This window comes from Pannonibacter sp. Q-1 (genome assembly GCF_054073275.1).
Map to the genome: position 1 here is coordinate 452,705 of NZ_JBSXNB010000002.1, position 16,389 is coordinate 469,093.

Genomic DNA, 16,389 nt, shown 5'->3' on the forward strand with positions numbered 1-16,389 from the left:
TGCCGTTCTCCAGACCCCGTCGACAGAGATACGGCAGTTTTCCCCTGATGCCGGTTGCTGCATTTTGCAGTCTTTACCAGCACCGTCATTACGCAAATCCCGGCCAGCTTGCACCGGCCGGGACGCAGATCCGGGGCTCCCGAAGGAGCCCGTAAAGTCTGGCTTAGCGGACCGGCGGGGCGTACTGCAGGCCGCCCTTCGTCCACAGGGCATTCAGGCCGCGGGCGATGCCCAGCGGGGTGTCCGGACCGACGTTGCGGTCGAAGGCTTCACCGTAGTTGCCCACGCCCTTGACGATGCTGACAGCCCAGTCGTTGCCAACGCCCAGCTGCTGGCCGTAGTCACCTTCAACGCCGAGCAGGCGCTTGATTTCCGGATTGTCGGAGGACTTCATCTCTTCGACGTTGGCCGAGGTGATGCCCAGCTCTTCCGCGTTGATCATGGCGTAGAGGCTCCACTTCACCAGATCGAACCACTGGTCGTCGCCATGACGCACCACCGGGCCGAGCGGCTCCTTGGAGATGATTTCCGGCAGCACGACGTGGTCGGCCGGGTTGGCAAGCTTCAGGCGCTCGGCGTAGAGACCGGAAGCGTCGGTGCTGAACACGTCGCAGCGGCCGGCGTCATAGGCCATGATCACTTCGTCGGCCTTTTCGAAGGCCACGACTTCATACGGCATGTTGTTGGAGCGGAAGTAGTCGGCGATGTTCAGCTCGGTCGTGGTGCCGGTCTGGGTGCAGACCGAAGCGCCGGACAGTTCCAGAGCGGAGGTCACGCCCAGCGACTTGCGCACCAGGAAGCCCTGACCGTCATAATAGGTCACGCCGGTGAAGTTCAGGCCGAGCGAGGTGTCGCGCGAAGAGGTCCAGGTGGTGTTGCGCGACAGGACGTCGATTTCGCCGGACTGCAGGGCGGTGAAACGCTCCTTGGCGCTCAGCGGGGAATACTTGACCTTCTCGGCATCGCCGAAAATGGCGGCTGCAACGGCGCGGCAGATGTCGACGTCGAGGCCGCTCCAGTTGCCCTGTGCATCCGGATTGGAGAAGCCCGGCAGACCCTGGCTCACACCGCACTGGACAAAACCCTTGGCCTTGACGTCGTCAAGCGTCGCTGCAGACGCAGAGGTCGCAGCAGCCGCAGCGACGGTCGCGCCGAGCATCATGGGAATGAATTTCGCTTTCATGGATTTGCAGCCTTTTTTTGTTACCCATCTGTGTTTTGCATCAGGACCCGGATGTTCCGCATGCGCTTTTTCCAGCTGCTGGACCCCCTGCCCGGCCGTGCCGGGCTCCAGTCCTCCCTCACGCAAAACGCGAAGTCGGAATAGCGCCGCTACCCGAGCCCCAATGTGGCCATTCGATGGCATTTGACGCGACGGGTCAAGAGGCCGCAGAGTGGTAAAACGATTATTTCATCGTGATACCCGCCCCTCTTCCACCTCCCGCTGCATAGAAAGTCAACACGAGTAACAAAATGGCAGAGATTGATCAGAAACTGGACACCGTGCTTGTTCACGCAGGCCGGCATCCGGATGACTTTCACGGATTCGTGAACCCGCCGGTGGTCCATGCCTCCACCGTCCTTTTTCCCAATGTCGAGGCGATGGCACCGGGTGCGCAGAAATATTCCTACGGCCGCCGCGGCACACCCACGACCGAGGCCCTGGAAGAGGCCATCGCCGCCATCGAGGGGGCAGCCGGCGCCAAGCTCGCCACATCCGGCCTCAATGCGATTTCCCTTGCCTGCCTCTCCTGCCTGAAGGCTGGCGACCACTTCCTTGTGGCAGACACGGTCTATGGTCCTACGCGGCATTTCTGCGACGCCATCCTGCCGCGCTACGGCATCGAGGTGGAGTATTTCGAACCCTGGGCCGGCGAGGGAATCAGGAAACGGTTCAAGGCCAATACGAAGGCGGTCTTTCTTGAAGCGCCCGGCTCACTCACCTTCGAGATGCAGGACGTGCCGGCCATTGCCGCTGCGGTCCGCGAAATTGATGCTTTCGTGCTGATGGACAACACCTGGGCGACGCCGGTGTTCTTCCAGCCGCTGGCCCATGGGGTCGACCTGTCGATCCAGGCCGGAACCAAATACATCGTCGGCCACTCGGACGTGATGATCGGCACGGTGGCAGCAAGCGCAAGGGCCTGGCCGGGCCTCCTAAACATGCACGGCAACCTTGGCCTGCATGTGGGACCGGATGATGTCTATCTCGCCCTGCGCGGCCTCAGGACCATGTCGGTTCGCCTTGAACGGCACATGCGCAACGCGCTGGACGTGGCAAACTGGCTGGCGGAGCAGAGCTGCGTGGCGGCAATCCGCTACCCCGCTCTGCCGCAGGACCCCGGCCACGCCCTGTGGAAGCGCGATTTCAAGGGCGCCTGCGGGCTCTTTGCCTTTGATTTCACGCCGGACGTCACGGAGAAGCAGGCGGTCGCTTTCCTCAATGCGCTGAAGCTGTTCGGCCTTGGCTATTCCTGGGGCGGCTTTGAAAGCCTGGCCATCCCGGTGAAGCTCAAAGGCCTGCGCACGGCTGGAACGCCGGTGCCGCTCAGCCAGAGCGTGCGCCTGCATATCGGCCTTGAAGACACGCGTGACCTGATTGCAGACCTGGCGCAGGCCATGGCGGCGATGAAGGCCTGATTCAGAAGCGAGCGGCTGCCGCGATCTGGCGGCAACCGCTCCTTCTTGCAGCAAATGGAGGTGGACCAGCCGGCAGGAAGCCCCGCTCAGGCGATCTTCACATCCGCCTCTTCCAGCAGCACCGCCCATTGCGCGCCGTGCATGTCGCGGTCATTCGCGCTGCCCTGCACCACCGGGCGCGGGAAGCTGAACTTGATGACCGACAGATCCTCGATATCGAAGCGCTTCAGCAGCTGCGGTTCGGTGTGGAACAGCGCCGCCACATCCGCCGTCTTCAACGACGGCACAACCCGCCTGAACACCTCGCCGGAGCCGCAGAACACGTCGACGGTCACCCAGAAGGGACCGGCATTCTTCGAACGGACCTTCAGGACAGTATCACCCAGACGCGCCATCTCAAATCTCCGTCACATCAATGCGGAAGGCGGACATGGGGTCGTCCAGTTCCAGCACGTGGTTGAGGGCAAACTCGTAGAGTGCACCGCGGTCCGACTGGGCCGGAGAATAGGGAAACGCAAACGTCGGCAGTTCCTCGTTGTCCGTCAGCGGATAATGCAGCACGAAGGGATTGATGAGCTTGCCGATTTCAGAGGCAATCGCCTGCGTTTCAGCGGTCACGATACCCAGAACGCCGATCTCGACCGGATCGCCCTTGCGGTTTTCCATGGCCCCCAGCGCGCCGTCCACACCGATGAGGCGGAACTGCAGGTCATAGGCGCCCAGCTCCAGCCCCATGCGGGAGCGGATTTCGCCGGTGAGAAAACCGGTGAGACGGTCCACCCAGGCGCGGGCCTCGCGCACATAACGGTCATTGCGCAAAATGGCCATGATGGTGGTCTGGTAGCCAGCCACACGGGCGCCCTCCAGCTTCACCGTATATTGCCCCTCGACCCAGCGCGAACCCTCGACCCGCACCCTCCGCTCATCCAGCGCCGTGTAGCGCGAACCGCGCACATCGAGATAGCCGCCCGGCTCATAGAGCTGATAGGGATCGGAATTCTCGTAGAGCATATGGGCGGAAACGGAATGGGGCGTGCAGGCGGCATTGTCCGCCAGCGGCTCGACCGTGAAACCATCCTTGTCGAAGTCCACCATGATCACGCCGGAGGTGGGATTGGTGGAGCAGAGCGCGCCGCATTCGGCGATCTTTGCCCCATGCCAGGCCCCGCCCGGATGTTCACCGCGGGCAAGCGGCAACGCGCAGATGGTCGCCGTGTCGGTGGTGCGTCCGGCGATGACGATATCGGCACCGGTCTCAAGCGCGGCCTGGATCTGCTCGGCACCGGCCAGCGCCACGATGTTGGAGAGCGATCCGATCAGGTCTGCGGAAATCTCCGGCGCCGGTGTGAGCGGCCGGATGCGGCCCTCTGCCAGCGCCTTGAGGATGCGCTCTTTCGGCTGGGAGGAATAGACCCGTGCGATCTTGAGGCTCTGGCCAAGTTCGGCCGCCAGTTCGCAGGTGATCTCATACATCCAGTCCACGGTTGCATCGGCACCGCAGGTGCCGGCCGTGCCGATGACGAGAGGAACGCCCGCCTCGGCGCGGGCCTTCATCAGGTCGCGCCATTCGGCCTTGGTGGCGGCGCGGGAGTATTTGGAGACCCCCGCCCCGAGTGAGAAGGGGCCACTGTCGGTGGACCCGCCATCAATGCAGATGATGTCGGGGCGGAGACGCACGCCGCGAGCCAGCGCCTCCCGGTCAAACCCCAGTCCGAGGACGCCTGAAGGCACCAGCACGCGGGTGGTCATGTCTTAGTCCTTGTCTGCCGCTGCTGCGTCAGCAACGGCCGTTTCACTGTCCGGCAGCGGCTTCTTGAGGAAGCGGCGCAGGAAGATGGGGGCAACGAAGCCCAGCACGGCCGCAGTCCAGAGGCCAATGGCAATGCCTGAAGAGAACAGGTAAGTCCAGTCCCCATCCGACAGCACCATGGCGCGGCGCAGGTTGTCTTCCATCTGGTTGCCCAGCAGGATGCCCAGGATCACCGGCACGGTCGGGATGTCCAGCTTGCGCAGGATGTAGCCCAGGGCACCGAAGGCAACCATCATCAGCATGTCGAAGGACGAGCCGGTCAGCGAGAAGATGCCGACGAAGGCAATCATCGTCACGCCGGGCAGCAGGATGTAGCTCGGCACCGACAGAATCCGCACGAAGATCTTCACCATCGGGATGTTGAGGACCAGGAGCACGAAGTTGCCGATGAAGAGCGAGGCGATCAGGCCCCAGACGATTTCCGGACGATCCGTGAACAGCAGCGGCCCCGGCGTGATGTTGAGCGTCAGCAGCAGGGCCAGCAGCACCGCCGTGGTGCCGGAGCCCGGAACGCCGAGGGTCAGCATCGGAATCAGCGCACCACCGGCAGCGGCGTTGTTGCCCGCTTCAGGTGCGGCGATGCCCTTCGGATTGCCGGTGCCGAAGGTGTGCTTGTCCTTGGCAATGGCCTTTTCGCCGGCATAGGCAAGGAAAGAGCCAAGAGACGCACCAGCCCCGGGCAGAACGCCTGCAACGAAGCCGATGACAGTCGACCGCAGCATGGTCCAGCGGGTCAGCCAGATATCCGCCCACGGAATCCGCGTGGAGCCGAGCTTCACGCCGATGGCGCTGTTCTTGCCGTGGCTCTCGATGAAGAAGAAGATTTCCGAGACGGCAAAGAGCCCGACGATGGCGACGAGGAAATCGATGCCATCCATCAGATGCAGTTCACCAAAGGTGAAGCGCGGCATGCCCGTGGTCTTGTCCAGGCCGATCATGGCAATACCCAGCCCCATGGCAGCGGCAAGGGCCGCCTTGGCCTGGTTGTTCGACCCCAGACCGCCGAGCGTGCAGAACGCCAGCAGATAGAGGGCGAAATACTCCGCCGGACCAAACTGGAAAGCCACGCGTGCAAGCAGCGGCGACATGACCATCAGGCCAACGGTGGCAAGGAAAGCGCCCACGAAGGAGGCCACGGCCGAAATCACCAGCGCATCCCCTGCCCGGCCCTTGCGGGCCATGGGGTAGCCGTCCAGCGTGGTCATCATCGCCGGCTCGTCACCGGGAATGTTGAGCAGGATCGACGAAATGCGCCCGCCATACATGCAGCCGTAATAGACCGAGGTCAGCAGCACCAGCGCCGACATGGCGTCAAGGCCGAGCGTGAAGGAAATCGGGATCAGCAGCGCAACGCCGTTTGAGGGGCCAAGGCCCGGCAGCGCACCGATGATGGTGCCGAGGAAGCAGCCGACGATCGCCAGGAACAGCGTGGTCGGCGTCAGCGCCACGGAGAATCCGAGCGCCAGATTAGACAGGATATCCATGATGTTGTCCCCTCACCCAAGCAACCCGCGCGGAAACGCCACGAGGCCGAGACCGAGCACGAACTTGAAGAGTGTAAAGAGGCCGATGGAAAGCCCTGCGCCGGTCAGGAGTGCCGGGACAGGCCGGGGCTCGATCTGATAGCTGATGATGCCGGCAACGATGAAGGTCGGAATGATGAAACCGAGCGGGCGGATCATCATTGCATAGCCAATCAGCAGAAGCAGCGTGAAACCCAGCTTCGCGAGCATCAGGCCATAGGGCCACTCGACGTCCGGGTCCGGACGCAGCATCATCGTGAGGGAGGCGAGAATGGTCACGCCGCCGATCATGTAGGGAAAAATCCGCGGACCGATCGGGTCCGAGATGAAGCTGGTCTCAATCTGTGTGGCGCTGGAGAGATACCCCAGCGCCACGAGGATCATGACCAGACCGAAGATCCGGTCACCCTTCATTACTTGATGATCCCGATCTCACGGGAAATCTCCTGGATTTCCGCGATGTTGTTGGCAACCCAGCCTTCGAACTCGCCGCCGATCAGGGCGTAGGGAGCAAGGCCGTTGTCAGCCATGACCTTCTTCCACTGCTCGGACTCGGCGACCTTCTGCAGGCGATCGACCCAGACGTTGAACTCTTCGTCGGAGATGCCCTTCGGGACATAGAAGCCGCGCCAGTTCATGGCCACGAGATCAAGCCCCTGCTCCTTGGCCGTCGGAACGTCCGGGAACGCCTCGACCCGCTCTTCGGCAAAGACGGCCAGCGCACGCACATCGCCCGACTTGATGAAGCCGGAGATCTCCGAGATGTCGCCGGTCATCGCAGCGGTAAAGCCGCCCACGGTCTGGGTGATGGCATCAGCGCCGCCATCCACGCCGATGTACTTGATGGCGCGTGCGTCGGTGAAGCCGGCACGGTCCATCATCATCAGCACCTTGAGATGGTCGAAGCCGCCCACGGCCGAGCCGCCTGCGAAAGCGTTCTTGGCGGGATTGGCCTTCACGGCCTCGATCAGATCATTGAGGGTCTGATAGGGGCTGTCCTTTGCCACGACGATGACACCGGCATCGCCGCCAAGGGTGCCGAGCCAGCGGACCTGATCAGCCGTCATGCCTGCAAAGGCGTTCTGGGCAAGACGGGTGGTCGTTGCCGAGGAAGCGGCCACGAGGAGGTCAGCATCCGTGTCACGCTGCCCCACGACATGGGTGTAGGCCACACCGCCACCGGCACCGGCCATGTTGGTGACCTGGATGGGGTTCGGCACAACGCCGATCTCATACATGATCTGGGAGACCTGACGGCAGGTGAAATCCCAGCCGCCGCCGGGGTTTGCCGGTGCAATGCATTCCGTCGCAGCAGCAACGGTGGACATGCCAGCACCGATCATGACGCTGAGTGCAAGCGCCTTAAGCGTAGTTTTCATCCCTGGTTCTCCTCCCTGGGGCATTGGTATCAGTCCGCAAGGCCGATCCGGACCTCTTGCGCCCGGCCATAGTTTCGTCCAAACCTGACACAAACCTGTCACAGGTATAAATTCTGGGGGGGATGGCCTTGCGGTTCCTGCTTGTCGAGGACAATGGTGACCTTGCGCGTTCTGTTCGCGAGCGCCTGACGCTGGAGGGCCATGCCGTCGATCACGCCCCGGATCTCGAAACCGCGAGATCCTGTCTGGCGTCAGCCGATTACGATCTCATCCTTCTCGACATCATGCTGCCTGATGGAGACGGCCGGGCGTTTCTCGCAGCACAGCGCCAGAAAGGCGATGCGACACCGGTGATCGTCATGACGGCACGGTCCGCCGTTTCCGACCGCGTGGGCACGCTCGACATGGGCGCCGATGACTACATCACCAAGCCTTTCGACTTCACCGAACTGGAAGCCCGGTGCCGGGCGGTTCTGCGCCGCCGCGGCGGCACGCCCAATGCGCAGCAGCGCTTTGCCGATGTGGTGTTCGATCCGATGGCCGGCCAGGTGATCGTTGCGGGCGAGAGCCGGGAACTGCGCAGCCGCGAACTGCGGCTTTTCGAGGTTTTCCTGGCCGCGCCCGGGCGCATCCTGTCAAAGGACCATCTGTGCGACCGGCTGTTCTCCTATTCCGAACCGGTCACGGACAATGCCATCGAGGTCTATGTGGGGCGTCTGCGCAAGAAGCTGCAGGGCAGCAGCCTGCGCATCGAAACCCTGCGCGGCCTGGGCTACCGGCTGACCACCCCATGAACCGGCCCATGAACCGGCCTATGGACCGGCCCCGCAAAGGCAGAGCAGGCGGGCAAAACGCGGCCCCTTACTCCCCTTCCCTGCGGCGCCGGCTGGTCACCCAGCTCCTGGGTCTTTCCGCCATTCTCGCCATCGCCCTCTTCTTTGCCGTGCGCATCAGTTCCGAACAGGCCTCGGAAGCAACTCTTGACGGCATTCTGGGCGCGGCGACCATCGCCATTGCCGAGGAACTGCGCAGCGTCGATGGCGGCCCGCTGGTGGAACTGCCCTCCGGCACTTTCTCCATCCTCTCGGCCATGGGCGAGGAACGGATCTTCTACCGGATCATGATCGGCGGGCGCGATCTGACGGGCTACGAGGATCTGCCTGCTCCCGCAAAGGCCCCCTCTTCGCTGGAGCCGGTTTTTTACACCGCCCTCTACCGCGATGCCGAACTGCGTATCGCGGCTGTCGCCCGCAATCTGGTGATTGACGAGGGGCCGGTCCGGCTGCTGGTCATGGTCGGGCAGACACGGGAAGCGCAGAATGCCATTGCCGCGCGGCTTGCCAACCGGGCAGCCGCGCTTGGCCTTGCCGTGTTTCTCGCCGCCATTCCCCTGTCGCTGCTGGCAGCCTCGCGCCTGCTGCGGCCCATCGAAAAGCTCGCCGCAGCCATGGAGCGGCGCGGCCCGCGCGACCTGCGTCCGGTGCGCCACCCTGCCCCGGCCGAGCTTGTGCCGCTGATCTCTGCGCTCAACAGCTTCATCACGCGGCTGCGCGGCACGCTGGCACAGACGGAAACCTTCATTGCCGAGGCCGCCCATCACATCCGCACGCCGCTGGCCACCATCCGCAGCGAAGCGGAACTGGCCTTGCGCCTTGCTTCCGATGAAGCCATGCGCCAGCGCATGCGCGGCCTCATCCGTGCCGTTGACGAGGGCTCCCGCTCGACCGGCCAGTTGCTGGACCATGCGACCGTCGCCTACCGCGCCGGCCAGCAGAGTTTCAGCGAGATTGACCTCGGCCGGGTGACCGCTGCACTGGCCGAGCGGTACCGGACGGCGGCGGATCTCAAGGATATTCACATCCGGCTGTCTTGCCCGGAAGAACCACTGACCACCTTTGGCGACGCCGTGCTGCTGGAGGCCGCCATCCGCAATCTCATCGATAATGCCATCAAGTATTCTCCGCCGGACACGGACATTCACCTGACGCTGCAACGGAAGAACGAGATGGCCGAACTGACCTGCCGCGACCACGGGCGGGGCCTTGACGGCCAGAGCGGCGGCACTCTCTCCGGCCGTTTCCAGCGCGGCACCAATGTCGATGACGTGATAGGCTCGGGCCTCGGCCTGACCATTGTCAGCGAGGCGGCGGCTGTCATGGAGGGCCAGTTCAGCCTGGAGGCTGCCGAGGGAGGCGGCGCGCTGGCAACGCTGCAGCTGCCGCTTCTGGCGCAGCAGGAGGAAAGATCATGATACCTGCCCGTGATGCTGCGGCTTCCCGCGATGAGCTCAAGCGCCTCATGAGAACAGGACTGCAACTCCTTGCAGTAGCAACAATCTTTCTGATGCCGCTTAGTCAGGCCCAGGCGATGACCATCGAAGCGGAGCGCCGGTTCGGACCGGCCTCGGCGCCCAATGAAATCCGCATCGTCTCAAGCACGGACATCGAGGTGTTCCAGCCGGTGATCGAGGGCTATGTCCGTGAGCATCCCGCCGTGGCGATCCACTATATCGTCTCGCCCAGCCAGGGGCTTTACGATGCGGTGGCGACGGAACAGGAGAGGTTTGATCTGGTCATCTCTTCCGCGATGGATCTGCAGATGAAGCTGGCAAATGATGGCCTCGCGCAGCCGCTGCACGAGGAGATCATAGCCGCCCGTCCGCCCTGGGCGCGCTGGCAGGACCGGCTGGTGGGCGTGGCGCAGGAGCCGGCCGTCGTGCTCCTGGCTGACGAAGCCCTGGCGGGCGGCCTGCCCCTGCCGGGCACCCGGCGGGACCTGATCAACCTGCTGCGCGACAATCCGGAGCGCTTCCGCGGGCGCATCGGCACCTATGATCCGGCCGTTGCGGGCGTCGGCTATATGTTCGCGGCTCAGGACGCCCGCATGAGCGACACCTTCTGGCGCCTTGCCGAGGTGATGGGCCGGCTCGACGCAAAGCTCTATTGCTGTTCGGGCGAGATGATCACGGATGTGCAGACGAAAAAGATCCTCATGGCCTACAATGTGCTGGGCAGCTACCTGCCGCGTGACAAGATGGAACGCGAAGGATTCGAGGTGATCGAGCTGCAGGATTTCACCATCACTCTGCTGCGCACGGCGCTGGTGCCTGCCAACGCGCGCCAGCCGGGCCTCGCGCAGGACTTCCTCGCCTTTCTCGTCTCGCCCGAAGGCCAGAACCTGCTGACCGAGCGGACCGGGCTGCCGCCGATTGATCCGGGCGTCTATGCCGAGCGTCCGCATCTGCGCCCCATCCGCCTGGATCCCGGCCTGCTGGCCCAGCTCGACAAGCTGACGCGCGCCCGCTTTCTGGAGGAATGGAACGCGGCCATGGAACAGCCCTGAGGCTGCCTCAGCCCCCGAAGAGCGAGGCAATCGTCAGATAGACCGGGATGAAGAGCGGCGGCAGGCCGAAGAAGGCATCGCCGAACAGCACGATTTTCAGGAAGAAGAACAGAAACGCCCCATAGAGCGCGGCGGCAAAGGGCATCAGAAAGCCCGGCGTGATCGGGGCCACCAGAGCCAGAAACGGATTGGTGACCTTTCGCAGCACCACGAAGAAGGTGATCTCGCGCTCGCCGAACACAAACTCCAGAAGCCCCCTGGCAAACAGGAATGCGGCGATCGCCGACAGGGCGTAGGTGCCCCCGAGATAGACGGCGACGATGCCGGGCGCCCCGCCCGCCAGAAAGGTGACGACCGCCAGAAGATAGGTGCCGGTCAGATAGAGGACGCCGTTAAGGGCGGTTGCCTGCTGCTGCATGAGTGCTTCCCGATTCTCCTGCGTCCTGCCGCAAAGGCGAGCGGCAGAGACAAAAAAAGCGCAGGGTCCAAAGACCCTGCGCCATCTTCTCTTTTGGCAGATCAGTGCCCTGCGACCATCATGGTACCGCCTTTCGGCAGACGCAAGCGGTCAACGAAGTCCTGCATCTCCTGGCTGGGGGCAGGCGTGACCAGCGACACCACATAGGTGACGACGAAGGCCACCGGCACGCCGAAGATACCTGCCGAGATGGCCTTGACGCCAAACCAGCTGATCTCGTCGCCCGTGCCCTTGACGAAGTCAAAGCCGTACACGTTGCCGATCAGGTAGTACATGGTGACACTGAAGCCGGCGATCATGCCCATGATACCGCCCAGATTGGTCGCACGCTTCCACCAGACGCCCAGCACCAGCGGCGCAAACAGACCCGCAGCGGCGATGGAGAAGGCCCAGGCCACCATGGACAGGATGTCCGACGGCTTGGTGCGTGCCAGGAAGGCAGCAGCCAGAGCGACGACGACAAGAAGGATCTTGGAGATCATCAGGCGGCGCTTTGCGTCGGCCTTCGGATCGATCATCTTGTAGTAGACGTCGTGGGACAGGGCGTTGGCGATGGCGAGCAGCAGGCCATCGGCGGTCGACAGGGCTGCAGCGAAGCCGCCGGCACCGACGAGACCGACAACCCACACCGGCGTGCCGGCAATCGACGGGGTCGAGAGCACGATCATGTCGTTGTTGAGCCGGAGTTCGCCATAGGGGAAGCCGTTGGCAAAGCCCTTGGCCTCGCAGGCCGTCTGGATGGCTGCGATCGTTTCAGCCTTCACGCCGCAGATCGTCACCAGCTGGTGGCCGGCGATCGAACCCCATTCCAGCATCCACGCCGGGATGGCGGAATAGGCCAGCTGATACTGTGCTTCCGCCCCTGCCCCGACGAAGAGACCCATCAGGTTGAACTTCGAGAAGGCAGCGTAGGCCGGTGCCGTGAAGTACAGCAGGAAGATGAAGAACAGCGACCAGCCCACCGACTTGCGGGCTTCACGCACCGTCGGCGTCGTGAAGAAGCGCATGAGGATGTGCGGCAGAGAGGCCGTGCCGACCATCAGACAGAAGATCAGGCTGAAGTAGTCGAGCGGCGTCAGGTTGACGAAGGGTGCCACGTGCGCCTTGGCAACGCCAAGGATCGCCTCGTACTCGGCAATCTGGGTCAAGGCGCCGCCATAGGTGAGCTGCGGCAGCGGAATGCCGAATTGCACCGTCGACATCCATACGGCCGGAAGCAGATAGGCCACGATCAGCACGATGTACTGGGCCACCTGCGTCCAGGTCACAGCCTTCATGCCGCCCAGCATGGAGCAGACGAGAATGCCGGCAAGGCCTGCAAACACCGCGTACTGGAAGTCGATGCCCAGGAACTGCGAGGCGATGATGCCGGAGGCATAGACCTGTGCGGTGATGTAGGTGAAGGAGCAGGCGAACAGCACGACGATGCCGACGAGGCGTGCCGCGTTGCCGCCATAGCGGGTGCCGAGGAAGTCCGGAACCGTGTAGGCGCCGAACTTGCGCAGGTAGGGTGCCAGAAGCACGGCCACCAGCACGTAGCCGCCGGTCCAGCCCAGAACATAGGCAAGACCGTCATAGCCCAGCACGAAGAGCGTGCCGGCCATGCCGACGAAGCTGGCGCCGGACATCCAGTCGGCGCCGGTCGCCATGCCGTTGTAGATGGCCGGAACGGAGCGCCCGGCGACGTAATATTCCGAGACCTGCGCCGTTCGCGACATGATGCCGATGAAGGCATAGATGCCGATGGTCGCCGCCATGTAGCTCCACATGATGAAGCGGTCGGGAACACCCAGCGCCTCGAAAATGGCCATCAGGACTACGAAGAACGCAAAGCCGCCGACATAGACCGAATAGATCTTGCCGAGGTTGTCGGTGAAGTCACCTTTCATGCTCAATGCCATGGTGCAGCCCCCCTCAGTCTTCGGCGACGCCGAATTCCTCGTCGATGGCGTTCTGGCGGCTTGAGAACCAGAAAATCAGCACGACGAAGATGATGAGCGAGCCCTGCGCAGCCATGTAGAAGCCGAGCGGGAACCCAAGGATCACGACGCTGTTCAGCGACGTTACGAAGATGTGGATCAGGAAGCTGAAGACAGCCCAGATCGCAAGCGTGGTCCACATGAGACCGCGTGTCTTGCTCCAGTGGGCTGCTGCAACTTCCGGCGGCAGCTTGTCGGTCAAGGTCATTCCTCCCGTAAACGCATCAGAGGCCGCCACAGCCAGCATGCCGGAACGGCCCGTACCCCTCACGCAATATTCCCCTAGACTAAAGTCTAATACTTCAAGCTTTTCGCAAGAGCAGCAATTTTCTATATTGCAGTGCGGAGATACTTGCACCTTGAGACTATTCCCTTCACACTCATCATGTGAAGTTATCCTAAAGACTAATTCAGCAGGTAAACAATAGCTGAAACACGGGAGGATCGCATTCAAGTGCTTGATTTCATTGGATCCATCCTGCCGAAACGGCAGCGTTCAGACTGGGCTTCCGCAGTGGAAGCCATCCGGGCAGGCGCCGCCTTCCTGGCGCAAGGTGCCAGCTACTCCTACTTGCGGGCCCGTTCGCTGCTGGCAGGGCCGAAACTTTTCCAGGATGCGGATTTCGGATTCGCGCTGCAGATCTGCAAATGGGAAGGCTTTGCCGTTGCAGCGCAGGATATCATCCTGATCATCGAGGCGGAGGTGCGCCCCCTGCTGCCGGCGCCGCCGCAGGAGCGGGCCGCCATCCTGTCCCGCCTCTACCGCGAGGTGCTGGCCAGCGAAGACCTGCCGGAGCACCGTAAGGACCGGGGCTGGGGAGATGTGGAAGCAGAGTTTGACGCCCGGCTTGCCCACCTGATGGACAAGACGCCACTCTCGCCCGACGCCATCACCACGGCGACGGCGCTGCGGCTGCTGCAGCATGCCCCCATCACCGATGATGTGCGCGCTGCCGACAAGATGATGGTGGTCAACAACGTGGCCTTCCGTTTCATCGACTATCAGGCCACCTTGCGCAAACGGATCGACCTTCCTGCCTTTGCCCGGCAGCTCTGCGCCCTCACCGGGGAGAAGGCCGCTTGAAGCAGCCCGTCAGCCCGGTCACGCCGCTCATCGCACTCAACACCGTGGTCCTCGACACCGAGACCACGGGGCTGGATGTGCGTTCCGACCGGGTGGTGCAGATCGGGGCCGTCCGGCTCTACGGCCAGGAGATCCAGGACGAGGCGGTCTTCAACGTCATCGTTGACCCGCATATGCCGATCCCGGAAGTCGCCCGGCGCATCCATGGCCTGTCTGATGCGGATGTATCCGGAAAGCCGGGCATTGCCGAGGTTCTGCCGCAACTGGCCGCCTTCATCGGCGATGCGGTGGTGGTGGGTCATTCCATCCATTTCGACCTTGCCATCCTGCGTCACGAGGCGGAACGGCACGGGGTAAAATGGACAGAGCCCAAGGCGCTCGATGTGGCGCTGATCGTCGCCGGCCTTGACCGCGCCCTGATCGACACCTCGCTGGACAGCCTTGCCCTCAGTCTCGGCATTGCCATTGAGGGCCGCCACACGGCGCTGGGCGATGCGATGGCGACGGCCCGCGTCTATGCGGGCCTGCAGAACCGGCTGCTGGCCAGCGGCATCCGCACGCTGGCGGAGGCCGAAAACCTCTGCCGCAAGCCGCAAAGCCTGATTGCCCGCCAGGAGGAAGCCGGCTGGTTCGACCGGCCGCGCGAACAGCACGACTTCTCCCGCCTCGCCCTGAAACAGGGCACCCAGCGGGCCATCGACAGCTATCTCTACCGCAACCGGCTGGGCGACGTGATGAGCAGCCCGCCGATTTCGATCAGCGAGACCGCCGATCTGCACAGTGCCGCCCAGCTGATGGCGGCCTGCCACATTGGCTGCCTGATCGTGACGCGGGAGGGCGGAGAGCCGGGCATCCTGAGCGAACGCGACGTGCTGCATGCGCTGGCGGCGCGCGGTGCGGAGGCGGGCAAGCTGAAGGTTGGCGCCCTGATGAGCTTTCCGGTGATCAGCGCCCCGGCCGACACCTTTCTCTACCGCGCCCTCGGGCTGATGGCCCGCAAGAACCTGCGCTATCTCGGGGTGAGCGATGACGGCGGACGTCTGGCCGGCATTTTCACCCTGCGCACGCTCCTGCGCGAGCGGGCGCTGGCAACACTCACCGTGGGCGACGAAATCGCCATGGCCGGGCGCCCGCGCGATCTGGCCAAGGTGCAATCCGCCCTGCCCACTCTGGCGACCGGACTTCTCGCCGACGGGCAGGATGCGCGGCAGGTCTGCGCCATCATCTCGGCCGAGAACAAGGCCATGACCGCCCGCGCCGCCGAAATAGCCGAGGCCGAGCTGGAGGCCGCCGGGGCGGGCCCTGCCCCCGCCGCCTATGCGGTGCTGATGCTGGGCTCCGGCGGACGCGGGGAAAGCATGCTGGCCCCCGATCAGGACAATGCCCTGCTGATTGCCGATGACTACACCGGCGACCTGACCTCGCCCGATGACTGGTTCTTCCGCTTCGCCACACGGCTGAACGAAATCCTTGACCGGGCGGGCATTCCCTACTGCAAGGGCGGTGTGATGGCGCGCAACATCGAGTGGCGCCGCCGCCTGGGAGAATGGCAGCACCAGGTGGAGGAATGGGCCCATCACCCTTCTCCGCAGGCGCTGCTCAATGTGGATATTTTCTACGACTTCACCCCCGCCCATGTGTCCGGCAGCACCGGCGCGCGGCTGGCGGAGACCCTGCGCCACTTTGCGGCGGATACCGCGCGCGGCTCGCTTGCGCTGGTCAGGGCGCTGGGCGAAACCGCCGCCTCGCATGCCCCGCCGCTGGGCCTCTTCGGGCGCATCCGCAAGGATGATCAGGGGCGGGTCGATCTCAAGTCCGGCGGGCTTCTGCCCATCGTCGCCGGGGCCCGGGCGATTGCGCTGCGCCACGGGGTGACGGCCCTTTCCACGCCCGAGCGTATCCTGCAGGCCGCACATCACGCCGGACGCTCGCAGGCAGACGCGGAAATCCTCGCCAACATCCACGGCTTTCTCATCCGCCTGATCCTCACCCAGCAGATCAACGATCTGGAAGGGGGAATCGCGCCGTGCAACCGGGTGGAAGTTGCGCGGCTGAACCACCGGGATCAGGACGAGCTGCGCGAAGCCCTCGGGCGCATCGACCTCATCACCCACATGCTGCGCGACCTGCTGCAGGGGATCTGAGTTTTACAGC

At 63.6% G+C, this 16,389-nt stretch carries 15 protein-coding genes; 6 read left to right on the forward strand and 9 right to left on the reverse strand.

Annotated features, from left to right (window positions below; translation table 11 throughout):
• Positions 1 to 163 precede the first annotated feature (163 nt).
• A complete protein-coding gene (locus ACVNHC_RS06035) occupies positions 164 to 1,162 on the reverse strand; it encodes an amino acid ABC transporter substrate-binding protein (protein ID WP_457166917.1) in 999 nt (332 codons plus the stop codon).
• Positions 1,163 to 1,473: 311 nt separating this feature from the next.
• Between ACVNHC_RS06035 and metC the strand changes: the two genes are divergently transcribed.
• Positions 1,474 to 2,640 (forward strand): cystathionine beta-lyase, encoded by a 1,167-nt coding sequence (gene metC / locus ACVNHC_RS06040; protein ID WP_457166721.1) that lies wholly within the window; start codon positions 1,474 to 1,476, stop codon positions 2,638 to 2,640.
• An 86-nt stretch (positions 2,641 to 2,726) separates the two neighbouring features.
• Here the strand turns inward: metC and ACVNHC_RS06045 are convergent, their stop codons facing one another.
• From ACVNHC_RS06045 to ACVNHC_RS06065, 5 genes are read right to left on the reverse strand one after another with little or no spacing between them, the layout of a single operon-like run.
• The gene (locus ACVNHC_RS06045; protein ID WP_050471777.1) at positions 2,727 to 3,035 is read right to left on the reverse strand and encodes a DUF4387 family protein; all 309 of its coding nucleotides are present in this window, start codon (positions 3,033 to 3,035) and stop codon (positions 2,727 to 2,729) included.
• Position 3,036: 1 nt separating this feature from the next.
• Positions 3,037 to 4,389, reverse strand: coding sequence for an acyclic terpene utilization AtuA family protein (locus ACVNHC_RS06050; protein WP_122519901.1), 1,353 nt, complete (start codon positions 4,387 to 4,389; stop codon positions 3,037 to 3,039).
• A gap of 3 nt (positions 4,390 to 4,392) precedes the next feature.
• Positions 4,393 to 5,934: a tripartite tricarboxylate transporter permease gene (locus ACVNHC_RS06055; RefSeq protein ID WP_050471779.1), complete on the reverse strand. Its 1,542-nt coding sequence runs from the start codon at positions 5,932 to 5,934 to the stop codon at positions 4,393 to 4,395.
• 12 nt (positions 5,935 to 5,946) lie between these two features.
• Positions 5,947 to 6,387: a tripartite tricarboxylate transporter TctB family protein gene (locus ACVNHC_RS06060; RefSeq protein WP_050471780.1), complete on the reverse strand. Its 441-nt coding sequence runs from the start codon at positions 6,385 to 6,387 to the stop codon at positions 5,947 to 5,949.
• On the reverse strand, positions 6,387 to 7,352 hold the full coding sequence (locus ACVNHC_RS06065; protein ID WP_050471781.1) for a Bug family tripartite tricarboxylate transporter substrate binding protein: 966 nt from the start codon (positions 7,350 to 7,352) through the stop codon (positions 6,387 to 6,389). The genes ACVNHC_RS06060 and ACVNHC_RS06065 overlap by 1 nt, the downstream gene beginning before the upstream one ends.
• A gap of 122 nt (positions 7,353 to 7,474) precedes the next feature.
• Here ACVNHC_RS06065 and ACVNHC_RS06070 point away from each other — a divergent pair, with 122 nt between their 5' ends.
• From ACVNHC_RS06070 to ACVNHC_RS06080, 3 genes are all read left to right on the forward strand, one after another.
• Positions 7,475 to 8,146 carry a response regulator transcription factor gene (locus ACVNHC_RS06070; protein WP_457166722.1) on the forward strand — a complete coding sequence of 224 codons (672 nt, stop codon included), beginning with the start codon at positions 7,475 to 7,477 and terminating at the stop codon, positions 8,144 to 8,146.
• Positions 8,147 to 8,154: 8 nt separating this feature from the next.
• A complete protein-coding gene (locus tag ACVNHC_RS06075; RefSeq protein ID WP_457166723.1) occupies positions 8,155 to 9,603 on the forward strand; it encodes a sensor histidine kinase N-terminal domain-containing protein in 1,449 nt (482 codons plus the stop codon).
• 92 nt (positions 9,604 to 9,695) lie between these two features.
• Positions 9,696 to 10,694, forward strand: coding sequence for an ABC transporter substrate-binding protein (locus ACVNHC_RS06080; protein ID WP_457166724.1), 999 nt, complete (start codon positions 9,696 to 9,698; stop codon positions 10,692 to 10,694).
• A gap of 7 nt (positions 10,695 to 10,701) precedes the next feature.
• Here the strand turns inward: ACVNHC_RS06080 and ACVNHC_RS06085 are convergent, their stop codons facing one another.
• From ACVNHC_RS06085 to ACVNHC_RS06095, 3 genes are all read right to left on the reverse strand, one after another.
• Positions 10,702 to 11,112, reverse strand: coding sequence for a hypothetical protein (locus tag ACVNHC_RS06085; RefSeq protein ID WP_050471784.1), 411 nt, complete (start codon positions 11,110 to 11,112; stop codon positions 10,702 to 10,704).
• 101 nt (positions 11,113 to 11,213) lie between these two features.
• The gene (locus tag ACVNHC_RS06090; RefSeq protein ID WP_457166725.1) at positions 11,214 to 13,073 is read right to left on the reverse strand and encodes a sodium:solute symporter family protein; all 1,860 of its coding nucleotides are present in this window, start codon (positions 13,071 to 13,073) and stop codon (positions 11,214 to 11,216) included.
• 13 nt (positions 13,074 to 13,086) lie between these two features.
• Positions 13,087 to 13,359 carry a DUF4212 domain-containing protein gene (locus ACVNHC_RS06095; protein ID WP_050471786.1) on the reverse strand — a complete coding sequence of 91 codons (273 nt, stop codon included), beginning with the start codon at positions 13,357 to 13,359 and terminating at the stop codon, positions 13,087 to 13,089.
• A 246-nt stretch (positions 13,360 to 13,605) separates the two neighbouring features.
• On the opposite strand from ACVNHC_RS06095, the gene ACVNHC_RS06100 reads away from it, so the two are divergent.
• Positions 13,606 to 14,235, forward strand: coding sequence for a hypothetical protein (locus ACVNHC_RS06100; RefSeq protein ID WP_050471787.1), 630 nt, complete (start codon positions 13,606 to 13,608; stop codon positions 14,233 to 14,235).
• Positions 14,232 to 16,379: a DUF294 nucleotidyltransferase-like domain-containing protein gene (locus ACVNHC_RS06105; RefSeq protein WP_457166726.1), complete on the forward strand. Its 2,148-nt coding sequence runs from the start codon at positions 14,232 to 14,234 to the stop codon at positions 16,377 to 16,379. Before ACVNHC_RS06100 ends, ACVNHC_RS06105 begins: the two co-directional genes overlap by 4 nt.
• Positions 16,380 to 16,389 lie beyond the last annotated feature (10 nt).

What these genes read in the sequence shown, in the direction of transcription:
- ACVNHC_RS06035 (WP_457166917.1), bottom strand. Translation starts at nt 1,162, where the DNA reads ATGATGCTCGGCGCGACCGTCGCTGCGGCTGCTGCGACCTCTGCGTCT.
- metC (WP_457166721.1), top strand. Translation starts at nt 1,474, where the DNA reads ATGGCAGAGATTGATCAGAAACTGGACACCGTGCTTGTTCACGCAGGC.
- ACVNHC_RS06045 (WP_050471777.1), bottom strand. Translation starts at nt 3,035, where the DNA reads ATGGCGCGTCTGGGTGATACTGTCCTGAAGGTCCGTTCGAAGAATGCC.
- ACVNHC_RS06050 (WP_122519901.1), bottom strand. Translation starts at nt 4,389, where the DNA reads ATGACCACCCGCGTGCTGGTGCCTTCAGGCGTCCTCGGACTGGGGTTT.
- ACVNHC_RS06055 (WP_050471779.1), bottom strand. Translation starts at nt 5,934, where the DNA reads ATGGATATCCTGTCTAATCTGGCGCTCGGATTCTCCGTGGCGCTGACG.
- ACVNHC_RS06060 (WP_050471780.1), bottom strand. Translation starts at nt 6,387, where the DNA reads ATGAAGGGTGACCGGATCTTCGGTCTGGTCATGATCCTCGTGGCGCTG.
- ACVNHC_RS06065 (WP_050471781.1), bottom strand. Translation starts at nt 7,352, where the DNA reads ATGAAAACTACGCTTAAGGCGCTTGCACTCAGCGTCATGATCGGTGCT.
- ACVNHC_RS06070 (WP_457166722.1), top strand. Translation starts at nt 7,475, where the DNA reads ATGGCCTTGCGGTTCCTGCTTGTCGAGGACAATGGTGACCTTGCGCGT.
- ACVNHC_RS06075 (WP_457166723.1), top strand. Translation starts at nt 8,155, where the DNA reads ATGAACCGGCCTATGGACCGGCCCCGCAAAGGCAGAGCAGGCGGGCAA.
- ACVNHC_RS06080 (WP_457166724.1), top strand. Translation starts at nt 9,696, where the DNA reads ATGCCGCTTAGTCAGGCCCAGGCGATGACCATCGAAGCGGAGCGCCGG.
- ACVNHC_RS06085 (WP_050471784.1), bottom strand. Translation starts at nt 11,112, where the DNA reads ATGCAGCAGCAGGCAACCGCCCTTAACGGCGTCCTCTATCTGACCGGC.
- ACVNHC_RS06090 (WP_457166725.1), bottom strand. Translation starts at nt 13,073, where the DNA reads ATGGCATTGAGCATGAAAGGTGACTTCACCGACAACCTCGGCAAGATC.
- ACVNHC_RS06095 (WP_050471786.1), bottom strand. Translation starts at nt 13,359, where the DNA reads ATGACCTTGACCGACAAGCTGCCGCCGGAAGTTGCAGCAGCCCACTGG.